At 39.8% G+C, this 16,195-nt stretch carries 12 protein-coding genes and 1 tRNA gene; 8 read left to right on the top strand and 5 right to left on the bottom strand.

Going from position 1 to position 16,195, the window contains the following annotated elements; genetic code table 11:
- Positions 1-73: 73 nt before the first annotated feature.
- Positions 74-574, bottom strand: coding sequence for an RDD family protein (locus tag P3J6_RS00745; RefSeq protein WP_138571397.1), 501 nt, complete (start codon positions 572-574; stop codon positions 74-76).
- Between the two features lie 270 nt (positions 575-844).
- On the opposite strand from P3J6_RS00745, the gene P3J6_RS00740 reads away from it, so the two are divergent.
- Positions 845-929 (top strand) — tRNA-Leu (locus P3J6_RS00740).
- A gap of 642 nt (positions 930-1,571) precedes the next feature.
- Here P3J6_RS00740 and P3J6_RS00735 read toward each other — a convergent pair.
- Positions 1,572-2,855 (bottom strand): sensor histidine kinase, encoded by a 1,284-nt coding sequence (locus P3J6_RS00735; protein ID WP_198522010.1) that lies wholly within the window; start codon positions 2,853-2,855, stop codon positions 1,572-1,574.
- Positions 2,856-2,862: 7 nt separating this feature from the next.
- Positions 2,863-4,212: a sigma-54-dependent transcriptional regulator gene (locus P3J6_RS00730; protein WP_198522009.1), complete on the bottom strand. Its 1,350-nt coding sequence runs from the start codon at positions 4,210-4,212 to the stop codon at positions 2,863-2,865.
- A 345-nt stretch (positions 4,213-4,557) separates the two neighbouring features.
- Between P3J6_RS00730 and P3J6_RS00725 the strand changes: the two genes are divergently transcribed.
- The 6 genes from P3J6_RS00725 to P3J6_RS00700 all read left to right on the top strand — a co-directional run bounded on the left by P3J6_RS00725 (position 4,558) and on the right by P3J6_RS00700 (position 12,936).
- Positions 4,558-5,808 (top strand): HlyD family secretion protein, encoded by a 1,251-nt coding sequence (locus tag P3J6_RS00725; protein ID WP_198522008.1) that lies wholly within the window; start codon positions 4,558-4,560, stop codon positions 5,806-5,808.
- A 17-nt stretch (positions 5,809-5,825) separates the two neighbouring features.
- Positions 5,826-6,563 carry an ABC transporter ATP-binding protein gene (locus P3J6_RS00720; RefSeq protein WP_198522007.1) on the top strand — a complete coding sequence of 246 codons (738 nt, stop codon included), beginning with the start codon at positions 5,826-5,828 and terminating at the stop codon, positions 6,561-6,563.
- An 85-nt stretch (positions 6,564-6,648) separates the two neighbouring features.
- The gene (locus P3J6_RS00715; RefSeq protein WP_198522006.1) at positions 6,649-9,084 is read left to right on the top strand and encodes an ABC transporter permease; all 2,436 of its coding nucleotides are present in this window, start codon (positions 6,649-6,651) and stop codon (positions 9,082-9,084) included.
- 174 nt (positions 9,085-9,258) lie between these two features.
- Positions 9,259-9,732 carry a GNAT family N-acetyltransferase gene (locus tag P3J6_RS00710; RefSeq protein ID WP_198522005.1) on the top strand — a complete coding sequence of 158 codons (474 nt, stop codon included), beginning with the start codon at positions 9,259-9,261 and terminating at the stop codon, positions 9,730-9,732.
- A gap of 415 nt (positions 9,733-10,147) precedes the next feature.
- Positions 10,148-11,140, top strand: a complete 993-nt coding sequence (locus P3J6_RS00705) for a fatty acid desaturase (protein ID WP_198522004.1) — start codon at positions 10,148-10,150, stop codon at positions 11,138-11,140.
- Positions 11,141-11,796: 656 nt separating this feature from the next.
- On the top strand, positions 11,797-12,936 hold the full coding sequence (locus P3J6_RS00700; protein WP_076919317.1) for a Na/Pi symporter: 1,140 nt from the start codon (positions 11,797-11,799) through the stop codon (positions 12,934-12,936).
- Positions 12,937-12,992: 56 nt separating this feature from the next.
- Here the strand turns inward: P3J6_RS00700 and P3J6_RS00695 are convergent, their stop codons facing one another.
- Together P3J6_RS00695 and P3J6_RS00690 are read right to left on the bottom strand one after the other, a co-directional pair.
- Positions 12,993-15,062 carry a TonB-dependent receptor gene (locus tag P3J6_RS00695; RefSeq protein ID WP_198522003.1) on the bottom strand — a complete coding sequence of 690 codons (2,070 nt, stop codon included), beginning with the start codon at positions 15,060-15,062 and terminating at the stop codon, positions 12,993-12,995.
- 57 nt (positions 15,063-15,119) lie between these two features.
- On the bottom strand, positions 15,120-15,776 hold the full coding sequence (locus P3J6_RS00690) for a YoaK family protein (protein WP_198522002.1): 657 nt from the start codon (positions 15,774-15,776) through the stop codon (positions 15,120-15,122).
- Positions 15,777-15,919: 143 nt separating this feature from the next.
- Here P3J6_RS00690 and P3J6_RS00685 point away from each other — a divergent pair, with 143 nt between their 5' ends.
- Entirely contained in the window at positions 15,920-16,168 is a 249-nt protein-coding gene (locus tag P3J6_RS00685; RefSeq protein WP_041708743.1) for a TIGR03643 family protein, read from the top strand.
- Positions 16,169-16,195 lie beyond the last annotated feature (27 nt).

Raw genomic sequence — 16,195 nt, 5'->3', positions numbered from 1 at the left:
ACGCGGCCTTTTTTAAAAGTGCCGCGTTTTTTATGCTTTAGCTTGAGGTTATACCAATTAGTTAGATTAAGTATTAATCTAGTTCGCGATAAACGCGTTTATTTTCTTCTTTGGTGAGCGTAACTACTTCGGTTTTTGATAAGTAATCTTGCAGTGCTTTTTTATTTTTAAAGTCGACTAATACCACTAAATTCCCTAAACCAAGTAATGCGCTGATACTGCGGATAATAGCTTGTGGCCAGCTAATTAAACTTCCTTGGTTGGTTTGTACTTTTAAGCGCCATGCTCGCATACCAATTGTTTGCCCACTTTTTGTCCAAAAATAACCAAAAAATACCAAGCCAACAAGCACCAGCAGCGAGCTGCGAATACCAGAAAGTAATAGTGAATCCTGAATACGTGCAGATACATCTTCAGCGCCATTAAGGGCAATAACATCAAGGGAAATAAGCCCTTGAATAGCAAATAAATACAATACCACCGTTAGCATCGCAAAAGCGATAATAGCTAATGTGTCGTACACCAATGACGCAAAACGACGCCAAAACCCTGCTCGTGGAAACTCAGCCGACATAAATATACTCTCACTGTTAATGTGCGCGATAGTTTAGCAAATAAGCCGTTAAATACTACCTATTACGCTACGTGCTTAACTCGGTATTGGCTCAAATGTTAATGGTTGCCTAAATGTTAAGCGGTCGATCACGCTTAATACATAAAACGCTTGCCGCTTTGCTCATTGTTTGTATAATGCTAGGCAATGAGATGGGAGAGGGTACATAATCTTTCACTCTTAAGTGGTTTTTCTTTATCTTCTCGTGTTAGAAGGTTAAAGAAAAATGATGCCAGCGTGATGAAATTGGTATACATGGGGGATTCAAAATCCCCTGCCGAAAGGCGTGCCGGTTCAAGTCCGGCCGCTGGTACCACTTTTTATAGCCCCTGCTAGATTTAGCAGGGGTTTTTTTATGTCTTAAATTTGAGTTGCCGGACTTGAGCGGCACGTGAGGTGCCGCTGTTATAAGTAAAAGTCCGGCCGCTGGTACCACTTTTTATAGTCCCGACCAAATTGGTTGGTTTTTTTTATGCCTTAAATTTGAGTTGCCGGACTTGAGCGGCACGTGAGGTGCCGCTGTTATAAGTAAAAGTCCGGCCGCTGGGTGAGAGTGAACCGAAACGCAGTTTCGCAGTGACTCGAAGTGAGTTCATGGATGAACGATGGATGCAGCTTCAAGGATGAATTATATACTCAGCTATATAGATTATAGCCCCAACCAAATTGGTTGGTTTTTTTTTATGCCTAAGATTTGAGTTGCCGGACTTGAGCGGCACGTGAGGTGCCGTTGTTATAAGTAAAAGTCCTGCCACTTGGTACCACTTTTTATAGCCCCGACCAAATTGGTTGTTTTTTATGCCTTAAATTTGAGCTGCCGGACTTGAGCGGCGCGTGAGGTGCCGCTGTTATAGGTAAAAGTCCTGCCACTTGGTAATACTTTGTTTTTTTAATAGGTTTTCTAGGGTGGTAACTGCTTTTACAAAATATTCACTAGTTAAGCTAATTATCTTGCGAGCTAAACAGGTAACAACATTGTCGCGATTACGCCTTGGTGTTTTTCTTTATTCGCTATACTTAAACTACCATGATGCTGCTCTATCACGTTACGACAAAAGCTTAGACCAATCCCTTGCCCTTGTTGTTTGGTAGTGTAAAACGGTACGAAAATATTGTTGGGGTTGGCAAGGCCTTGCCCATTGTCGTCAACGGTGATGCAGTTTACTTTGCTTTGCTTGAGTATGCTTAGCGCAATTTTTACCGGTGGAGTGCTTGCTTCAATAGCATTTTTTATCAAGTTGATCATCACTTGATGCATAAACGTGCGATCGGCTTTAAAGGTTTTGGCGTAAGCAACGCAGCTAAACTCTACATCAGGGTAAATTTCACAGACTTGTTTTAAAAATGCAGCTGTGTCTATTTCAACTATGTTGAGTGCCAGTGGTCTATTTATGTCACCGTAGCGAGTGACAAATTCATTAAGATAATTACAGCGCTCACTTATTACGTTAAGTGCTTGTACTTGTCGTGGTTCGGTGAGCTTCACGGCGAGATTTTCAGCCATTGCAGTAACTGGGGTGAGTGAGTTTCGAATTTCGTGACCGAGTACGCGAATAATTTGCTGCCATGCTTGTAGTTGGTTTTCTCGAAGTGCAGAAGTGATGTCGATCATAACAATAAGTTGATGGCAGCTGCCTTGCTCTATAAATTCACTATGGCGTATTTGCCATTGCTGAGCTGTAATAACATCGCTAAATTGCCAATGCGTGTCTTGCTTTGTAAGCCCTAATTGTTCAGCGCTTGAATAGCGTAAAGTTTGCCATTGAGTCTGTTTAAATTCGCTAAATGCATTATTGGCATAGCTGAGTTTATTATGTTGATCGAGCACCATGATAGGCACATTAAAATGTTCAATTAATTGGTACACCAAAAAAACATGCTGATCATATCGCGATTTCTTTTTAAACAACTCTTCACTTAGTGAAATCAAACTTTGTTGTAATTGGTTAATACTCCCTGCCTGATAAGTGGGCTTAACGAGCTGGTTATAATCTTCGTTTAAAATGGCATCCAAGTGGGCGTGATTGCGGTTAAAGCTGTTGATTACTTTTTTGTAGGTACGAATAAACAGCTTAAGGTAAATACCTAAAAATAAGATTGAGAGCCCAACTGAAGTAACAATAGATAAAGCAAAATACTGGCCAATCAAGTAGCAGCCTAATGCGGAAAAAAGAGCGCTCAATAGCGCAAAGCCAATTAAGCTGCGCTCAAGCGACGATTGATAAAGGCAATTCGGTTTCATCGTGTTTTCATCCAGTAATACCGTATTTTTCTAGGCGACGATACATAGATGATTTACCTAAACCTAATAACTTAGCGGCATTAGGGATATGTCCTTGAGTTTGCTTAAGGGCTAGATCAATTAACTGGCGCTCTGCGTGCTCTAGTGTCATAAGTGGTAACGCGTTATTGTTTTGACTGTTTTGCAGGTTTAAGTCATCGACAGTTAATATCTCGGTTGTTGATAATAATATTGCGCGTTCTATCACATGGCTTAACTCGCGAACATTGCCGGGCCAAGAGTAGTGGTTTAATGCCCGTTTGGCGCATTCACTCAATGTAAGTACAGTACTTGAGTATTTTTTAGTGTGTAAATTTATAAAGTGCTCGCATAAAGGGATTATGTCTTCAATGCGTTCGCGAAGCGGCGGGATCACAAATTCCAAGGTATTGACGCGATAATATAAATCTTCTCTAAACAGGCCTTCGGCTATTAGTGTGAGAATATCGCCATTGGTAGCGCTTATTAAACGTACATTAGTTTTTTTTGTTTGGCTCGAACCGACCATTTCAAACTCTTGGCTTTCGAGTACCCGCAATAGTTTTGCTTGTTGAGGCAAAGGTATATTGGCTATTTCATCTAAAAATAAACTGCCGTTATCGGCCAGCTCAAAACGGCCAATACGCTCACTTTTGGCATCGGTAAATGCGCCTTTTTTATGGCCAAACATTTCGCTTTCAAATAAAGACTCAACAATTGCTCCCATATTTACTGCGATAAACGGTTGTGTATGACGCGAAGACTGCTGATGAAGCCATTGTGCTAGCTGGCTTTTACCTGTGCCATTTTCACCTGTCAGTAAAATATTAGCATCGGTTTTCGCCACTTTAGTTAACTGGCTTATTAGTTGTTGCATAGCGCGTGACTGATACACAAATGCAGATGTGTCATGATCGCTAAGCTGTTGCTGCAATTTTTGGTTTTGTTTATTTAACTTTTTAAGCGTGAGTTGTTGATCAACTAGTTTTAATAAGCGCTGGTTTTGCCATGGTTTTTCAATAAAGTCACACGCTCCGTTTTGCATAGCGCGCACAGCTAGATCTACGCTCGACCATGCTGTCATTGCAATGACGGGAATATCTAATTGCTGTTTATGTAAATGCTTTAAAAACGCCATACCTTCGTCACCCGAGGTTGTGTCGCGAGTAAAATTCATATCAAGCAAAATAAGGTCAATCGTCAGGCTACCTTCAATTAGAGTATGTGCTGCAAAAGGCGAGTCGCACTCGAGTACCTGATAGCCGTTATCCTCTAATATAAAACGCGCGCTTAGGCGGATTTCAGGGCTATCTTCGATGATCAAAATAGTGGCAGACATAAACTTCCAAATAGGTGAATAAGCGCAGGGTGATTGTAGCGTATAGCGATTTCTATGCCAGTGATTTTATTATTGTATTTCAGCTTGTTAGTTATTTAAAGGTGGTTGTATGAGGTGTTTTATTCCGATTTCGGACTCTTTGAGTCCGATTTTGGGGTTGCAGTATTAAGTGTATTGAAATCGTTACTGCCTGAGCAGTTTCAAACTGGCACTGGGTAGTCCGGTATCGCCGCTTTATAAGGCTTTTTATACAGTGAATATCTTTAATTTGTTGTATTTATTGATTTTTAATGTTGGCACGTGTTTCGCCTTAGCTTACATATACAAATCATAATACGGTGCAAGATGGACATAGTAAAAACAAAAGTAGCAAAGCAATTATCGCTCTGGCATAAGCTCGTTTTATTACTGGCTGTTATTTTAATTATAGGAGTGATTTATCAGCGCAACAGTCAAGGGGGGGGGTCTGTATCGCGCAGTAATATAATTATTAGTGATGTACGCCAAGGTGCGCTTTCCATTACGGTTACAGGTTATGGTGAGCTTAAATCTGCGCAGCAGCAATTATTAACGGCAAAAACTCCCGCCACAGTACAGGCTATTTTATTAAAGCCCGGTGCAATTGTGACCAGTGACTCAATCATAGTGCAATTAGCCAATCCAGCGCTTGAGCAACAGCTCAAAAGTGCGCAGCAAGAGCTTAATAAACTCAATGCTAATTTACGTCAGTTAAGATTAAACAATACCCGCGAGCAATTAAACGAACTTTCTGATGTGGCACAAAGCCATGCTGCTTATGAAAATGCCAAACTAAAATTAAAAGCTGAAACCAGTTTAGTTGAACAGGGGATCGTCTCAACACTTAATTATCAGCGTAGTAGATTAGACGAGCAACAACTAAGACAGCAATTAGCGATAGCGAAGCAACGTGCAGAGCAACTAGAAGCTGTGCACATAGAATCTGAAAATGTTCAGCTTGAGCAAATTAAACAACAACAAGGGGTCGTGGCTATGGCACAAACCCAGCTAGCTAATCTATCTGTTGCAGCGGGAATCGATGGCGTACTCCAGCGCTTGCCGGTTGAGCTTGGGCAAAGTGTAAACCCTGGGCAAGAAATTGCGCTTATCGGCTCGGTTGATTCACTCATTGCGATAATTCAGGTTCCACAAAATCAAGTGGATGATATTCGATTAGCGCAGCTTGCCCATGTCGACACCCGTCGGGGGGTTGTTAAAGCAAGAGTCGTGCGCATTAGCCCTGTGGTGGTCAACAATACCGTAGAGGTCGAGTTATCGCTGCCTAAAGAGCTCCCTGAAAATGTTCGTCCGCAATTAACAGTTGATGCCAATATTGAGGTCGCACAGCTAAAAGATGTTACTTATATCGAGCGCCCAGCAAATGTAAAACCGCACAGTGTAAGAGATCTGTATCAGGTAAACTCACAGCAGCAAAGCGCACACTTGGTTGATATCAAATTTGGTCGCGAGGCTGGGCGCTTTATCGAAATACTCAGTGGTGCGCAGTTAGATCAGCAATTGATTATTTCAGATTTAACCAACCTTACTCGCAGCAATAGCGAAATTCTAATTAACTAATGAACAGGACAAAAATAATGACAGAGCAAAAAATAACGAACACCCAAGCCGATGTCGTATTAGCAATGAACGGAATTAGTAAGGTATTTGAAACACAAGAGCTGCAAACATATGCACTGCGCAGCATTGATTTGTGTATTTATCGCGGTGAATACTTGTCGATATCGGGGCCTTCTGGTTGTGGTAAATCAACATTACTTTCACTTTTGGGTTTACTTGATATGCCAACCAGCGGCGAATATTTTATTGAAGGTAAAAACGTGTCGTCACTTTCGCTAAATCAGGCTGCTGATATTCGCAATGCAAAAATAGGGTTTATCTTTCAGTCGTTTAATTTAATCGACGAGCTGAGTGTGTTTGACAATGTGGCATTACCACTGCGTTACCATCACACGAAACCGAGCAAGCAAGTCATTGCTGAAAAAGTAAAGGCCTGCCTTGAAAAGGTGGGGCTTGGGCACCGTATGAGTCACAAACCTAATCAGTTATCGGGTGGGCAGCAGCAACGAGTGGCGATCGCTCGGGCATTGGTGGCAGAGCCTGCAATACTATTAGTTGATGAGCCAACAGGTAATTTAGACTCAAAATCGGGCGACCAAGTGATGCAAGTGCTAAGTGAATTACACGCCGCTGGCACCACTATTTGCATGGTGACACATGATCCGCGTTACAGTGATATGGCTACAAGGCAACTAAAGCTGCTAGATGGTGAAATGTTAGGTGCTTTGGGTATAAAAGAGCAGTTAAGTGCTTAAATAACTTGTTGAGAGAGTAAAATGAAATATCCAAAAGTAATAAAGTGCCAACGACTATTTAGATATAACTTAACGGAGTATTGCAATGACGTATAATTTAAAAAATGCATTACTTAATATAGCTAATCATAAAGTTTACAGCTTGAGTGTTGTTACAACGTTAAGCATTGTTTTATCAGCGTTAATTACAGTATTAACGCTTGCTTACATTATGCTATTAAAACCATTGCCATACCCTGAACAGGGGCGGCTAGTAAAAGCTGAATATGCTCAAATTGACCAAACAGGCTCACTCAATACCCGTGCTTTTAATTACCCTGCACTAATTGATTTATATAAAAACCATAATTTATTTGAACAAGCTGCATTGGTCTATTACGCCGAACAACGGCTCGATGATGTAGCGGGTTTACCTATAGTAAACACCTCCTTTGTTACTCCACAGTGGTTTGAAATATTTGCTATTAAACTGCATTTAGGACGAGGTTTTACACAGGCTGAAGCCTTAGATAGTTTTAACCCTGTTGCAGTGATCAGTTATCAAGCATGGCAAAATGATTTTGCCAGTAAAGAAAGCATAATAGGTCAAGCACTGAGTGTGGGCGGCCAACAATTCAAAATTATAGGTGTGGCTGCCGCAGATTTTAAATCGCCTGCACTGATTAAAACAGGTCAAATCACAGATGTGTGGTTGCCGTGGGATTACAATTTAACCTCAGAAGAAGCTAAGCCGTTTTGGTGGAATCGTTATTCGCGCAGCCATTTTGTGGCTAAGCTACCCAACGATATAAGTATTGAACAGGCTAGTAAAAAGTTGTCGCAGTATGTGGATAACGTATGGCAACAGCATATTACGAACGAAGCGTTCTTTGCGGGCTGGCATATCGAACTTGAGCTTAACTCCTTGCAAAAAGTGATATTAAAAGAGACACCGAAAAATATTTATTGGCTTATTTTAGCCGTAGCTGGTTTGGTTATTATTGCCTGTGTAAATATTAGTAACGTGTTTATTGTAAGAACAGCAGCGCGCAAGCACACATTGGCACTCAGTGCGGCACTGGGTGCAACCCGATTTACTTTGTTTAAACAGTTTTGGCAGGAAATTGCCTTGCTAATTGGTTTGGCAAGTTTGATAGGACTTGCGTTAGCGGCATTTTTTTTGGTAACTCTGAGTGATTTTGCGATGGCGATATTGCCGCGCGCTAATGAACTTGCTATCAATGGAGTATCACTGCTGATCACATTGTTTAGTGGCTTAATATTAACCACGCTTTTTGCATTTCTGTGCACCCGGATTATAAATTATCAACAGTTAATAACTAGCTTAAAATCAGCGGGTAAAGGTATGTCAGTCCAGGTAGGTAAGCGTGTGTGGCAGGGCTTAGTAGCCTTTCAGGTCACCGTGGCATGTACATTATTGTTTATTAACTTTTTAGTTTTTAGCGTAAATAAAAGTAATATTGACGAGGCCTTCACATTGCCACTTGAGCAATTAACGAGTTTAAAAGTTAACCTAGCAAGCCACCTAGCAGCAGATAGAGACAAAGCAAATCAATTACTAAAGCAAGTGGCTAATGATCTTGCTTTATTACCAGGGGTAGCGCAAGTCAGTCGCTCCTCATCACCTATTAATGATAACTTAATTACTTGGTCATTGGTTGAAGTAGCGAGTAATCAAATTCTATTACCCTATGGAAAATCTGTTGATGAACTGTACTTCTCACTCCTGAAACAGCCCATATTGCAAGGCCGTGGTTTTACAAGTGAAGATGTTGAAAGTAATGAAAATGTTATAATTATCAATGAAGTACTTGCAGAAAAAATGTCAAGTGATGGTAATGCACTGGGTATGCATTTAAGTTTTGATATAACTTCTGGGCGCGAAAACGATTTAGTCGTGATTGGCGTAGTTAAAGCTATGCCGATACCTGGGAAAACGTCGCTTGAGCCTAAAGCTTATCTTACTCGTGCAGGTTACAATTCATTTATCATCGAGTTTAAACATACCCAGCACGTTACAAAAAATACGCTTAATACCTTATTACAATCTATTGATTCGGGCTTATCTGTTCATCAATTGGAGCCATTAAGTAATCAGCGAAATAATGCGTTATTTCGTCAATATGTAGTATCAGGCACAACACTAATGATTATTATTGCTACGATTGCTTTAACTAGTATTGGTTTGATAGGTATTATGCGTTATTCAGTACTCTTAAGGCGTGCTGAAATTGGTATTCATTTGTGTGTTGGCGCAAAACCAATGACGCTGTTTTTGTTAGTGTTTAAGCAAAATGGCAGCGCAATTGTAACAGGGATACTTCTCAGTATGGCGTTATTGCTGGCTTTACAGCAACCATTGCAATTCATTGCTGGTGGCATACCACAAATTATACAGTTTGGTATGTTATTTGTGACGTTATTGTTTGTAATTGGCCTCGGCGCACTAGCTTGTTACTTACCTTTAAGTACTCAGCTAAAGTGTCCTGCAATTTATGGAGTTCAAGGGGGGCAAGATTAAATTGCGTAGTTTAAGAGGGCGGATTAAGTGACAGGCTTAATCCATCTCTTCCTCAATTCGCTACTTGATAACCTGCTATAAAAGCAGGCACATGGCAAGTTAATAATAAAAGGGGACTGAGCTGATACGAGGCAGTCTATAAAACTAAAAATGCTACAACAGAAATTTCAGTCGATGATTGTAAAGTTAGATAATGTAAATGAGGCAGTCGCAAAGCAAATTTACACCGCCTTTCAACGCTCTTATAAAATAGAAGCTGAATTAATAGGTACGCAGAATTTTCCGCCTTTATCGCGCACTGTTACTGATATACAAAGTTCGCAAACGCTTTTTTATGGGTTTTATGACGATACGCAGCTTGCGGGGGTTATTGAGCTGGCAATCACCAACGAGCAATTAGAAATTAATAGCTTAGTGGTTGACCCTGAACATTTTAGAAAAGGTATTGCTAATGGATTAATGCATTTTGTATTTAATGACTTTGCGCGTACTGCCTCAATTAAGCCATTAACCAGTGTTGTTGAAACCGCTTTGGTAAACGAACCCGCGATTAAGCTATATAAAAAGCATGGTTTTGTTGAGTTCAAAAGATGGACCCCTGAGCACGGTATTGAAAAGCTGGCAATGATTCGAGAGGGTATTGTTTAATTCAAGATCTACAGTGTAAAAACCTTATAAATTCAGTTTTTTAGCTATTAGTTGTATTAGTTTAACTATTTATACTTATTACTGGTCACATAGAAATAGCAATTATTAAAGCTTCTTTTAAGTTTTAGTATTTACGCATAACCAAGCATATCTAGGTATGCTTGACACAAATTAATTTTTTTGGGTTGCTTATTGCTATACGTAGTATGTTCTGATCTAAACTCGGTTAGTGAACGTTTTAGTTTATTTAATCTGAACTCTTATTAATATGGATTTATAATCCTGAGTTCAGGTTATATAGTAAACATGGGCTCGACTTTAATCGTATTTTTTATTGATATGAGTTAGCTAAGTTGTGCAATGTGTTTTGACTCGGGTATTATATACCTTAACCTCTTGTTGCGAATAAAACATCATGACTCAATCAACCGCAAAACAGAATATTCAAGCCATTGTAAAAGCGATTAAGGCTGAAGAAGCATTACTGCGTAAAAAACACCCGTTATTAATGCATCAAAATACCTTAGGGATGGCTATTTTACTACTCTCTTTAAGTGCGTTAATAGGAATTGGCACGCTGTATTATTTTGCTATTATACCCGCATGGCTATGTATTATTTTAGCGGCGATTGCTACCTCAATTTCTCATGAACTTGAGCACGACTTAATTCATAAACAGTATTTTAGCAACCAACCATTTTTGCATAATTTTATGATGTTAACCGTGTGGCTGATGCGTCCTAATACCATAAGCCCATGGTACCGTCGCAAGATGCATTTACATCATCATAAAACGTCGGGTACTGAGCAAGATTTAGAAGAACGTTTGGTAGGTAATGGTATTAAAAATCCGTTTTTACGTGCCTTAGTAATTATTGATGGATTACTCGGCTTATTAATTAATGCAAAACGTTTTAGTAGAGAAATTAAAGGGTTTAGTTTTTTTAAAGTGTTTAATGCTGGTTTTCCAATTACCACTGCTTATTTTGCTATTTTATACAGTGTGATAGCGTTTCATTTAATCAATTTATTTACCCCAATTGCGGCTAACTCACCGGTATTTCTACTTGATGTAATGAATGTGTTCGAATTTCTAATGGTGGTGCTGATTGTGCCTAACATTGTGCGTTCGAGCTCACTTAATTTTGTTACTTCAAGTATGCATTATTACGGCGGTGTGAATAATATGCTTGAACAAACTCATGTTATTACTAGCCGTTTATTTATGCCATTTAATTTATTTTGCTTTAACTTTGGGCATACTCATACTATTCATCATTTTGTGCCGAATCAGCCGTTTTATTTACGACAAATGATCAGTAAAAAAATCCTTGAAGTGATGCGCCAACACGGGGTACGTTTTAATGATTTTGCCAGTATAAAACAAGCGAATTTGTATCAATCATAATGTTAATTTTTATCCAATTATCAATTGATGCTTTGTTAATATTGCCTAGTCTAATGCTAGGCAATGCCTCTAGTAATATCAGGTAAAGTCCATAAAACCGTTTCAAATACCTAGGGTCTACTGACCTTTGCGGATTGAGATTCGTTAAAACTAGAGCAATTCAATCGCGATACGAGGTTTGTAACCTTGTGGGTTCGATAACTGCTCCTGCGTTATTCTACTGGCTTACATCCCTGTAAGAATAAGTGAAAAACGAGCAAAGCTTCCGCGTCTTGCTCATGTTCCTTACCTATACCCATTCAGGCAACAAAGAGTAAATTGCCTCTTAGCATGGCCTTTGGAACAGCTGAAAATTCAACCTTGAAAGATCATCAGAACTTAGTTAATTCATTACTTAAATACATTTTAACTTAGTGCTCAATTGCTCCTACTCAGTGCTTCGCTATGTAATTTAATATCAATTTTTTAATTACTTATTTTTAAAGTTATGGCTTGCCTTATACTCGATTTTTTAACCTTATATTTTTAAGTTATGAATAAAGAAGCACGTTAATCGAATTGAAATATTTCTGTAATATTTAGGTGTTCTAATGCGCTCTGAAACAAAAACGTCATCAAAATGCCATAATCGGCAAGACAAAAATTGAGATTTAAACATGAGTGAATCAAAGCGCAATACGCTATTAATAAAAACGCTTAACTGGGCTGCTATCGCCTTTTTAGTTTATTTAGTCCTAGTAGCCGTTGGCACTGTCAGTGGTGGTTTTAAATTAGCGTCGGGCGGTACTGAGGGAGCAAAAGAAATTTTTGCATTCGCAACTAACCCGTTTATTGCATTATTATTAGGTGCTTTGGCAACGGCTTTAGTGCAATCGTCATCAACGGTTACCTCAGTAATAGTGGGCCTTGTTGCTGGCGGTTTACCGTTAAGTATTGCTATTCCAATGGTGATGGGTGCAAATATTGGTACTACTATTACTAACACCTTAGTGTCTATTGGTCATATTCGCTCTAAAGAAGAGTTTCAACGTGCGTTTGCAGCATCAACGGTTCATGATTTCTTTAATTTATTTGCCGTTATTATATTTTTACCGCTTGAGATAATGTTTGGTTTGCTGCAAAAAATGTCCGCAGCTCTGTCGCACCTATTTATTGGTGATGCCGACTTATCATTAAAGAGCTACAACTTTATTAAACCACTTGTTAAACCTGCTGTGGGTGTAATAAAAGATGCATTTAGCTTCCTAGACACAAAAATGCTAGGTGCAGCGATGGTTATAGCAGGTATTTGTTTGATTTTATTTGCCGTAACTACATTAGGTAAACTACTTAAAAAAGCATTGGTTGGCACTGCAAAAGATATACTGCATGGTGCAATTGGGCGCGGGCCTATCGCGGGTATCACATCAGGTGCAGCGGTAACAGTTATGGTTCAGTCGTCGTCAACCACAACGAGTTTAATGATCCCACTTGCGGGAAGTGGTGTGTTTACTACACGTCAAATCTATCCATTTACGCTAGGGGCTAATATTGGTACAACCATTACCGCTCTATTAGCTGCCACATCAATTACAGGGCCTATGGCTGAAGTGGCGCTAACGATTGCGTTAGTACACGTTATGTTTAATGTATTTGCGGTTGCACTAATTTACGGAATTCCTGTACTACGTGAAATACCGATTAAGTTGGCTGAAAAGTTAGCCGAAATTGGTACAAATAATAAATCGGCTGCATTAGGCTATGTGTTAGGGTCGTTCTTTGTGGTGCCAGGTTTAATTGTACTGGCCGTTAGATAAACAAATAAATGAATAAAAAGAATGCGCTATATAGTTTATATAGCGCATTTTTTGTTTTACCACTGGTAACTTACAGACAACATGGCATTACGCGGTTTTCCTGGGAAGTAACGATCGCCAGTAAAACTAGTGTAATCTGCGCGCTGTGCGTAAGCCGTGTTGGTTAGATTTATTATTCGCGCACTCAGTAATAGCTGTGGGCTTATTTGCCATTGGCCGCGCAAGCTTAAAATATCGTGACCTTGATATTCATGTAAGTTTTCAGGGTCGGTAAAGTAGCGACTCATATAGTGCCATTGCAGAGCAAGACTAACATGCTCGTTGGCTTGCCAGTTAAAATCGATATTAGCAACCTTTCGAGGTGCGGTATCAATATCGTTACCTTTAATATTAATGCTGCCAATGATTTGCTCATTCGAATACGTATGCTTGGCATAAGTGCCTGCGAAGTTAACCGATAAGTGCTGATTAAAGCTATGCGCTAACTCAAGCTCAATGCCGCGATGTCGAGTTTGGCCGTCATTAACAGTAAAAAAGTCACTGTCACGGTAGATGGTATTGTGCTTGCTCATCGCATAAGCCGACAAACCGTAGCGAGTATTGTTGTACACCCCTTTAATACCTAACTCAGCATTATTTGCTATTTCTGCGTCTAAGTCGGCAGTACTTTGCTCGCGTTGTAATTGATAAAGCTCAGCTGCTTGTGGGGCTCTATAGCCTCTTGAAAAGTTAGCGTATAGTGTATTGTTAATATTAAGCTGATAGCTCACCCCGAGTTTTGGCGAAAGGTTACTAAAGCTGTTTTTAGTGCTCTCTGGGCGACTATAACGACAGCCACCAAAACCACATTCACTGCCATTTTCTTTTGTACGCCCTGTAAGCATATTGTTTTGATAGTCATATTGCATATGCTCATAACGTAGACCTGCGGTTATAAGCCAATTATTTAGCCGCCAATCAATAGCGGCAAATGGGGCATATAAGGTGGCATCGACTTGGTAATCGTAATGTTTACCTTGCGGCACTGTGGCCACTAAAAACGCAGAACCTTGAGTCGGTTTATCTTGGGTTTGTAAAAAATCGGCTTGGGTAAACTCACCATCAAAACCAAGCTTCAAGTTGGTATTGTCGTTCACATAATGCTGATAAAGCGATTGTAGACCAAACCCAGTTTGGCTATTTTTTTCAAGTGGTGTGCCGGGTAAAAAGTGTTTAAAAAAGTCCATACTTTGGTCACGAATATAAGGAGTAACAACTAGAGTGTTCTCTCCTAATTGCCAGCTTGCTTTACTCCAAGCCCTAAACGAGCGAGCTTTTCTAAAGGCGTCAGGATCAAAATTTTGCTGTGCTATATCTTCATCTTTATAGCTTTGAAAACCGCTAATATAACCAGCAGTTTGTTGATCTAAATTAGTATACGTAAGCCCAGAAACTAAGCTTAGGTTGTTATTATTATAGCGATGGCGCACATTTATTTTTTGTTGCTTTACGCTTTCATCATCTCGATAACCGCTATCATCCGTAAAACTAGCATTAATACCTAGGCCTGAATTATCCATGGCATGGCCTGCACGTAATTTATAGCGAGCATAACCATAAGAGCCATAATCAAAGCCTAGTAAACCAGCACCTTGCGTAGTATCAGGGGTAATAACGTTAATTACACCATGCACTGCATTAGAACCATATAGCGCAGAACCTGGACCTTTTAATACTTCAATACGCTCTGCCATTTCGCTATGCGCTTCGAATAGTTCATTGATATTACAAAAACCAGCTGCACGAAGAGCTATTCCATCTTCTGCGGTTAAAACACCACCACAAGCGCCCGTTCCAGAAAGTACTTGCGAGCGCAGAGCTGGTAAATACTCTTGGCCATTTCCACGTTGCACATTGGCACCTGCAACGCGCTGCAGCGCTTCTTCTACGTGGGTAGGAGCTATAAGCTCAAGCTGTGATTCACTTAATACACTGATCACCAGTGGTAATGGCGTGGAAAGCGCTTCACTACGTGATGCTGTGGTGGTGATACGTTCAATTGATTGCGCGGTATCTTCAGCACTCGCACTATTAATTAAACCTAACTGACTGCATAACAACAAAGGGGATAAATAGTAATATTTCATAAATTCCTAGCACATCGGCAATTTGATAAGTTTAGGGTAGGGGATTTTGTGAATTGGTTAAAGCACACTCAACCTATAAACCCGATAAGTAATCGATAAAACAATACAAAAAATGCCGGGAAAAACTAAAGTGAGCACTGAGTAATGTTTAAATAGTAATACACCTACCACTCCGCCGGCTAAAAACCCGGCAATAATTAATAAAAAGACCAAGCATTTTCTACTGTCAAAAGCTTCTCCTTTTAGGGCTTTACCAAATATCAAACCCAGATCGGTAAAAATACCGGTTAAGTGAGTGGTTCGCACAACTGCGCCGCTGTAGTTAGTGGCTAAAGCATTTTGTAAGCCGCAGGCCGCAGAAGCAAGTGTAAGTGCGTAAGGGTAAGAATATTGAAGTAGCTGTGCGCTTAACAGCAGTAAAATACCCTCAATAAATAAGAGCGTATCGTAATGGCGGCCTAGCTTAAGTGAACCGCCTGAAAGCATTAAGCCTGTTAATGCCGAGCCAAATATAAAACTCAGTACAATCGCAATTAAAAATAACGCCGCCTGGATGTTGGTAGTAAGTTCAATAGCTAATGAAGTCACCGACCCTGAAACGTGAGAAATTGCTTGCTGTTCAAACCCTAATAAACCTACTACGTTTACCATACCGGCAACAAAAGCGAGGGTAAACGCACCATATTCGACCCACTTAGGTAGTTTTGTAAACATCCTTTTAGCTCCGGTTTCAGTGTGTAGATTAATCATACACTTAATTAAAGTTAATAAATGAAAAGAGGTTATATTTTTAACATCACAAGCAAGTGATGATCGCTAAATTTAACTTTTGCGTATTAAACAAATTTGGAATTAATATGTTTAACCAAGAACAGCAATCACGCATTATAGAAATGGCATGGGAAGACAGAACGCCATTTGAGGCCATTGAAAATCTGTATGGGCTAAATTACTCTCAATTAGTTAATTTTATGCGGGAGCATATCTCTAGCGGATCATTTAAAGTATGGCGTAAGCGCCATGCTGGGCGTAAAACTAAACACCTAAAGTTACGCGACCCCGCGATTATGCGCAGTCATTGTAAAACACAGTACAAGCAACGTTAATTTTTCTCATTTCATGTAATGTTCAGG

This window comes from Pseudoalteromonas sp. 3J6 (genome assembly GCF_903995135.1).
GTDB lineage: Bacteria > Pseudomonadota > Gammaproteobacteria > Enterobacterales > Alteromonadaceae > Pseudoalteromonas.
This window is presented reverse-complemented; position numbering and strand designations above follow the sequence as displayed.

Excerpts from the sequence above, each read along its gene's own strand:
- P3J6_RS00690 (WP_198522002.1), bottom strand. The coding sequence starts at position 15,776 with ATGTTTACAAAACTACCTAAGTGGGTCGAATATGGTGCGTTTACCCTC.
- P3J6_RS00720 (WP_198522007.1), top strand. The coding sequence starts at position 5,826 with ATGACAGAGCAAAAAATAACGAACACCCAAGCCGATGTCGTATTAGCA.
- P3J6_RS00735 (WP_198522010.1), bottom strand. The coding sequence starts at position 2,855 with ATGAAACCGAATTGCCTTTATCAATCGTCGCTTGAGCGCAGCTTAATT.
- P3J6_RS00715 (WP_198522006.1), top strand. The coding sequence starts at position 6,649 with ATGACGTATAATTTAAAAAATGCATTACTTAATATAGCTAATCATAAA.
- P3J6_RS00705 (WP_198522004.1), top strand. The coding sequence starts at position 10,148 with ATGACTCAATCAACCGCAAAACAGAATATTCAAGCCATTGTAAAAGCG.
- P3J6_RS00710 (WP_198522005.1), top strand. The coding sequence starts at position 9,259 with ATGATTGTAAAGTTAGATAATGTAAATGAGGCAGTCGCAAAGCAAATT.
- P3J6_RS00685 (WP_041708743.1), top strand. The coding sequence starts at position 15,920 with ATGTTTAACCAAGAACAGCAATCACGCATTATAGAAATGGCATGGGAA.
- P3J6_RS00745 (WP_138571397.1), bottom strand. The coding sequence starts at position 574 with ATGTCGGCTGAGTTTCCACGAGCAGGGTTTTGGCGTCGTTTTGCGTCA.
- P3J6_RS00725 (WP_198522008.1), top strand. The coding sequence starts at position 4,558 with ATGGACATAGTAAAAACAAAAGTAGCAAAGCAATTATCGCTCTGGCAT.
- P3J6_RS00700 (WP_076919317.1), top strand. The coding sequence starts at position 11,797 with ATGAGTGAATCAAAGCGCAATACGCTATTAATAAAAACGCTTAACTGG.
- P3J6_RS00695 (WP_198522003.1), bottom strand. The coding sequence starts at position 15,062 with ATGAAATATTACTATTTATCCCCTTTGTTGTTATGCAGTCAGTTAGGT.
- P3J6_RS00730 (WP_198522009.1), bottom strand. The coding sequence starts at position 4,212 with ATGTCTGCCACTATTTTGATCATCGAAGATAGCCCTGAAATCCGCCTA.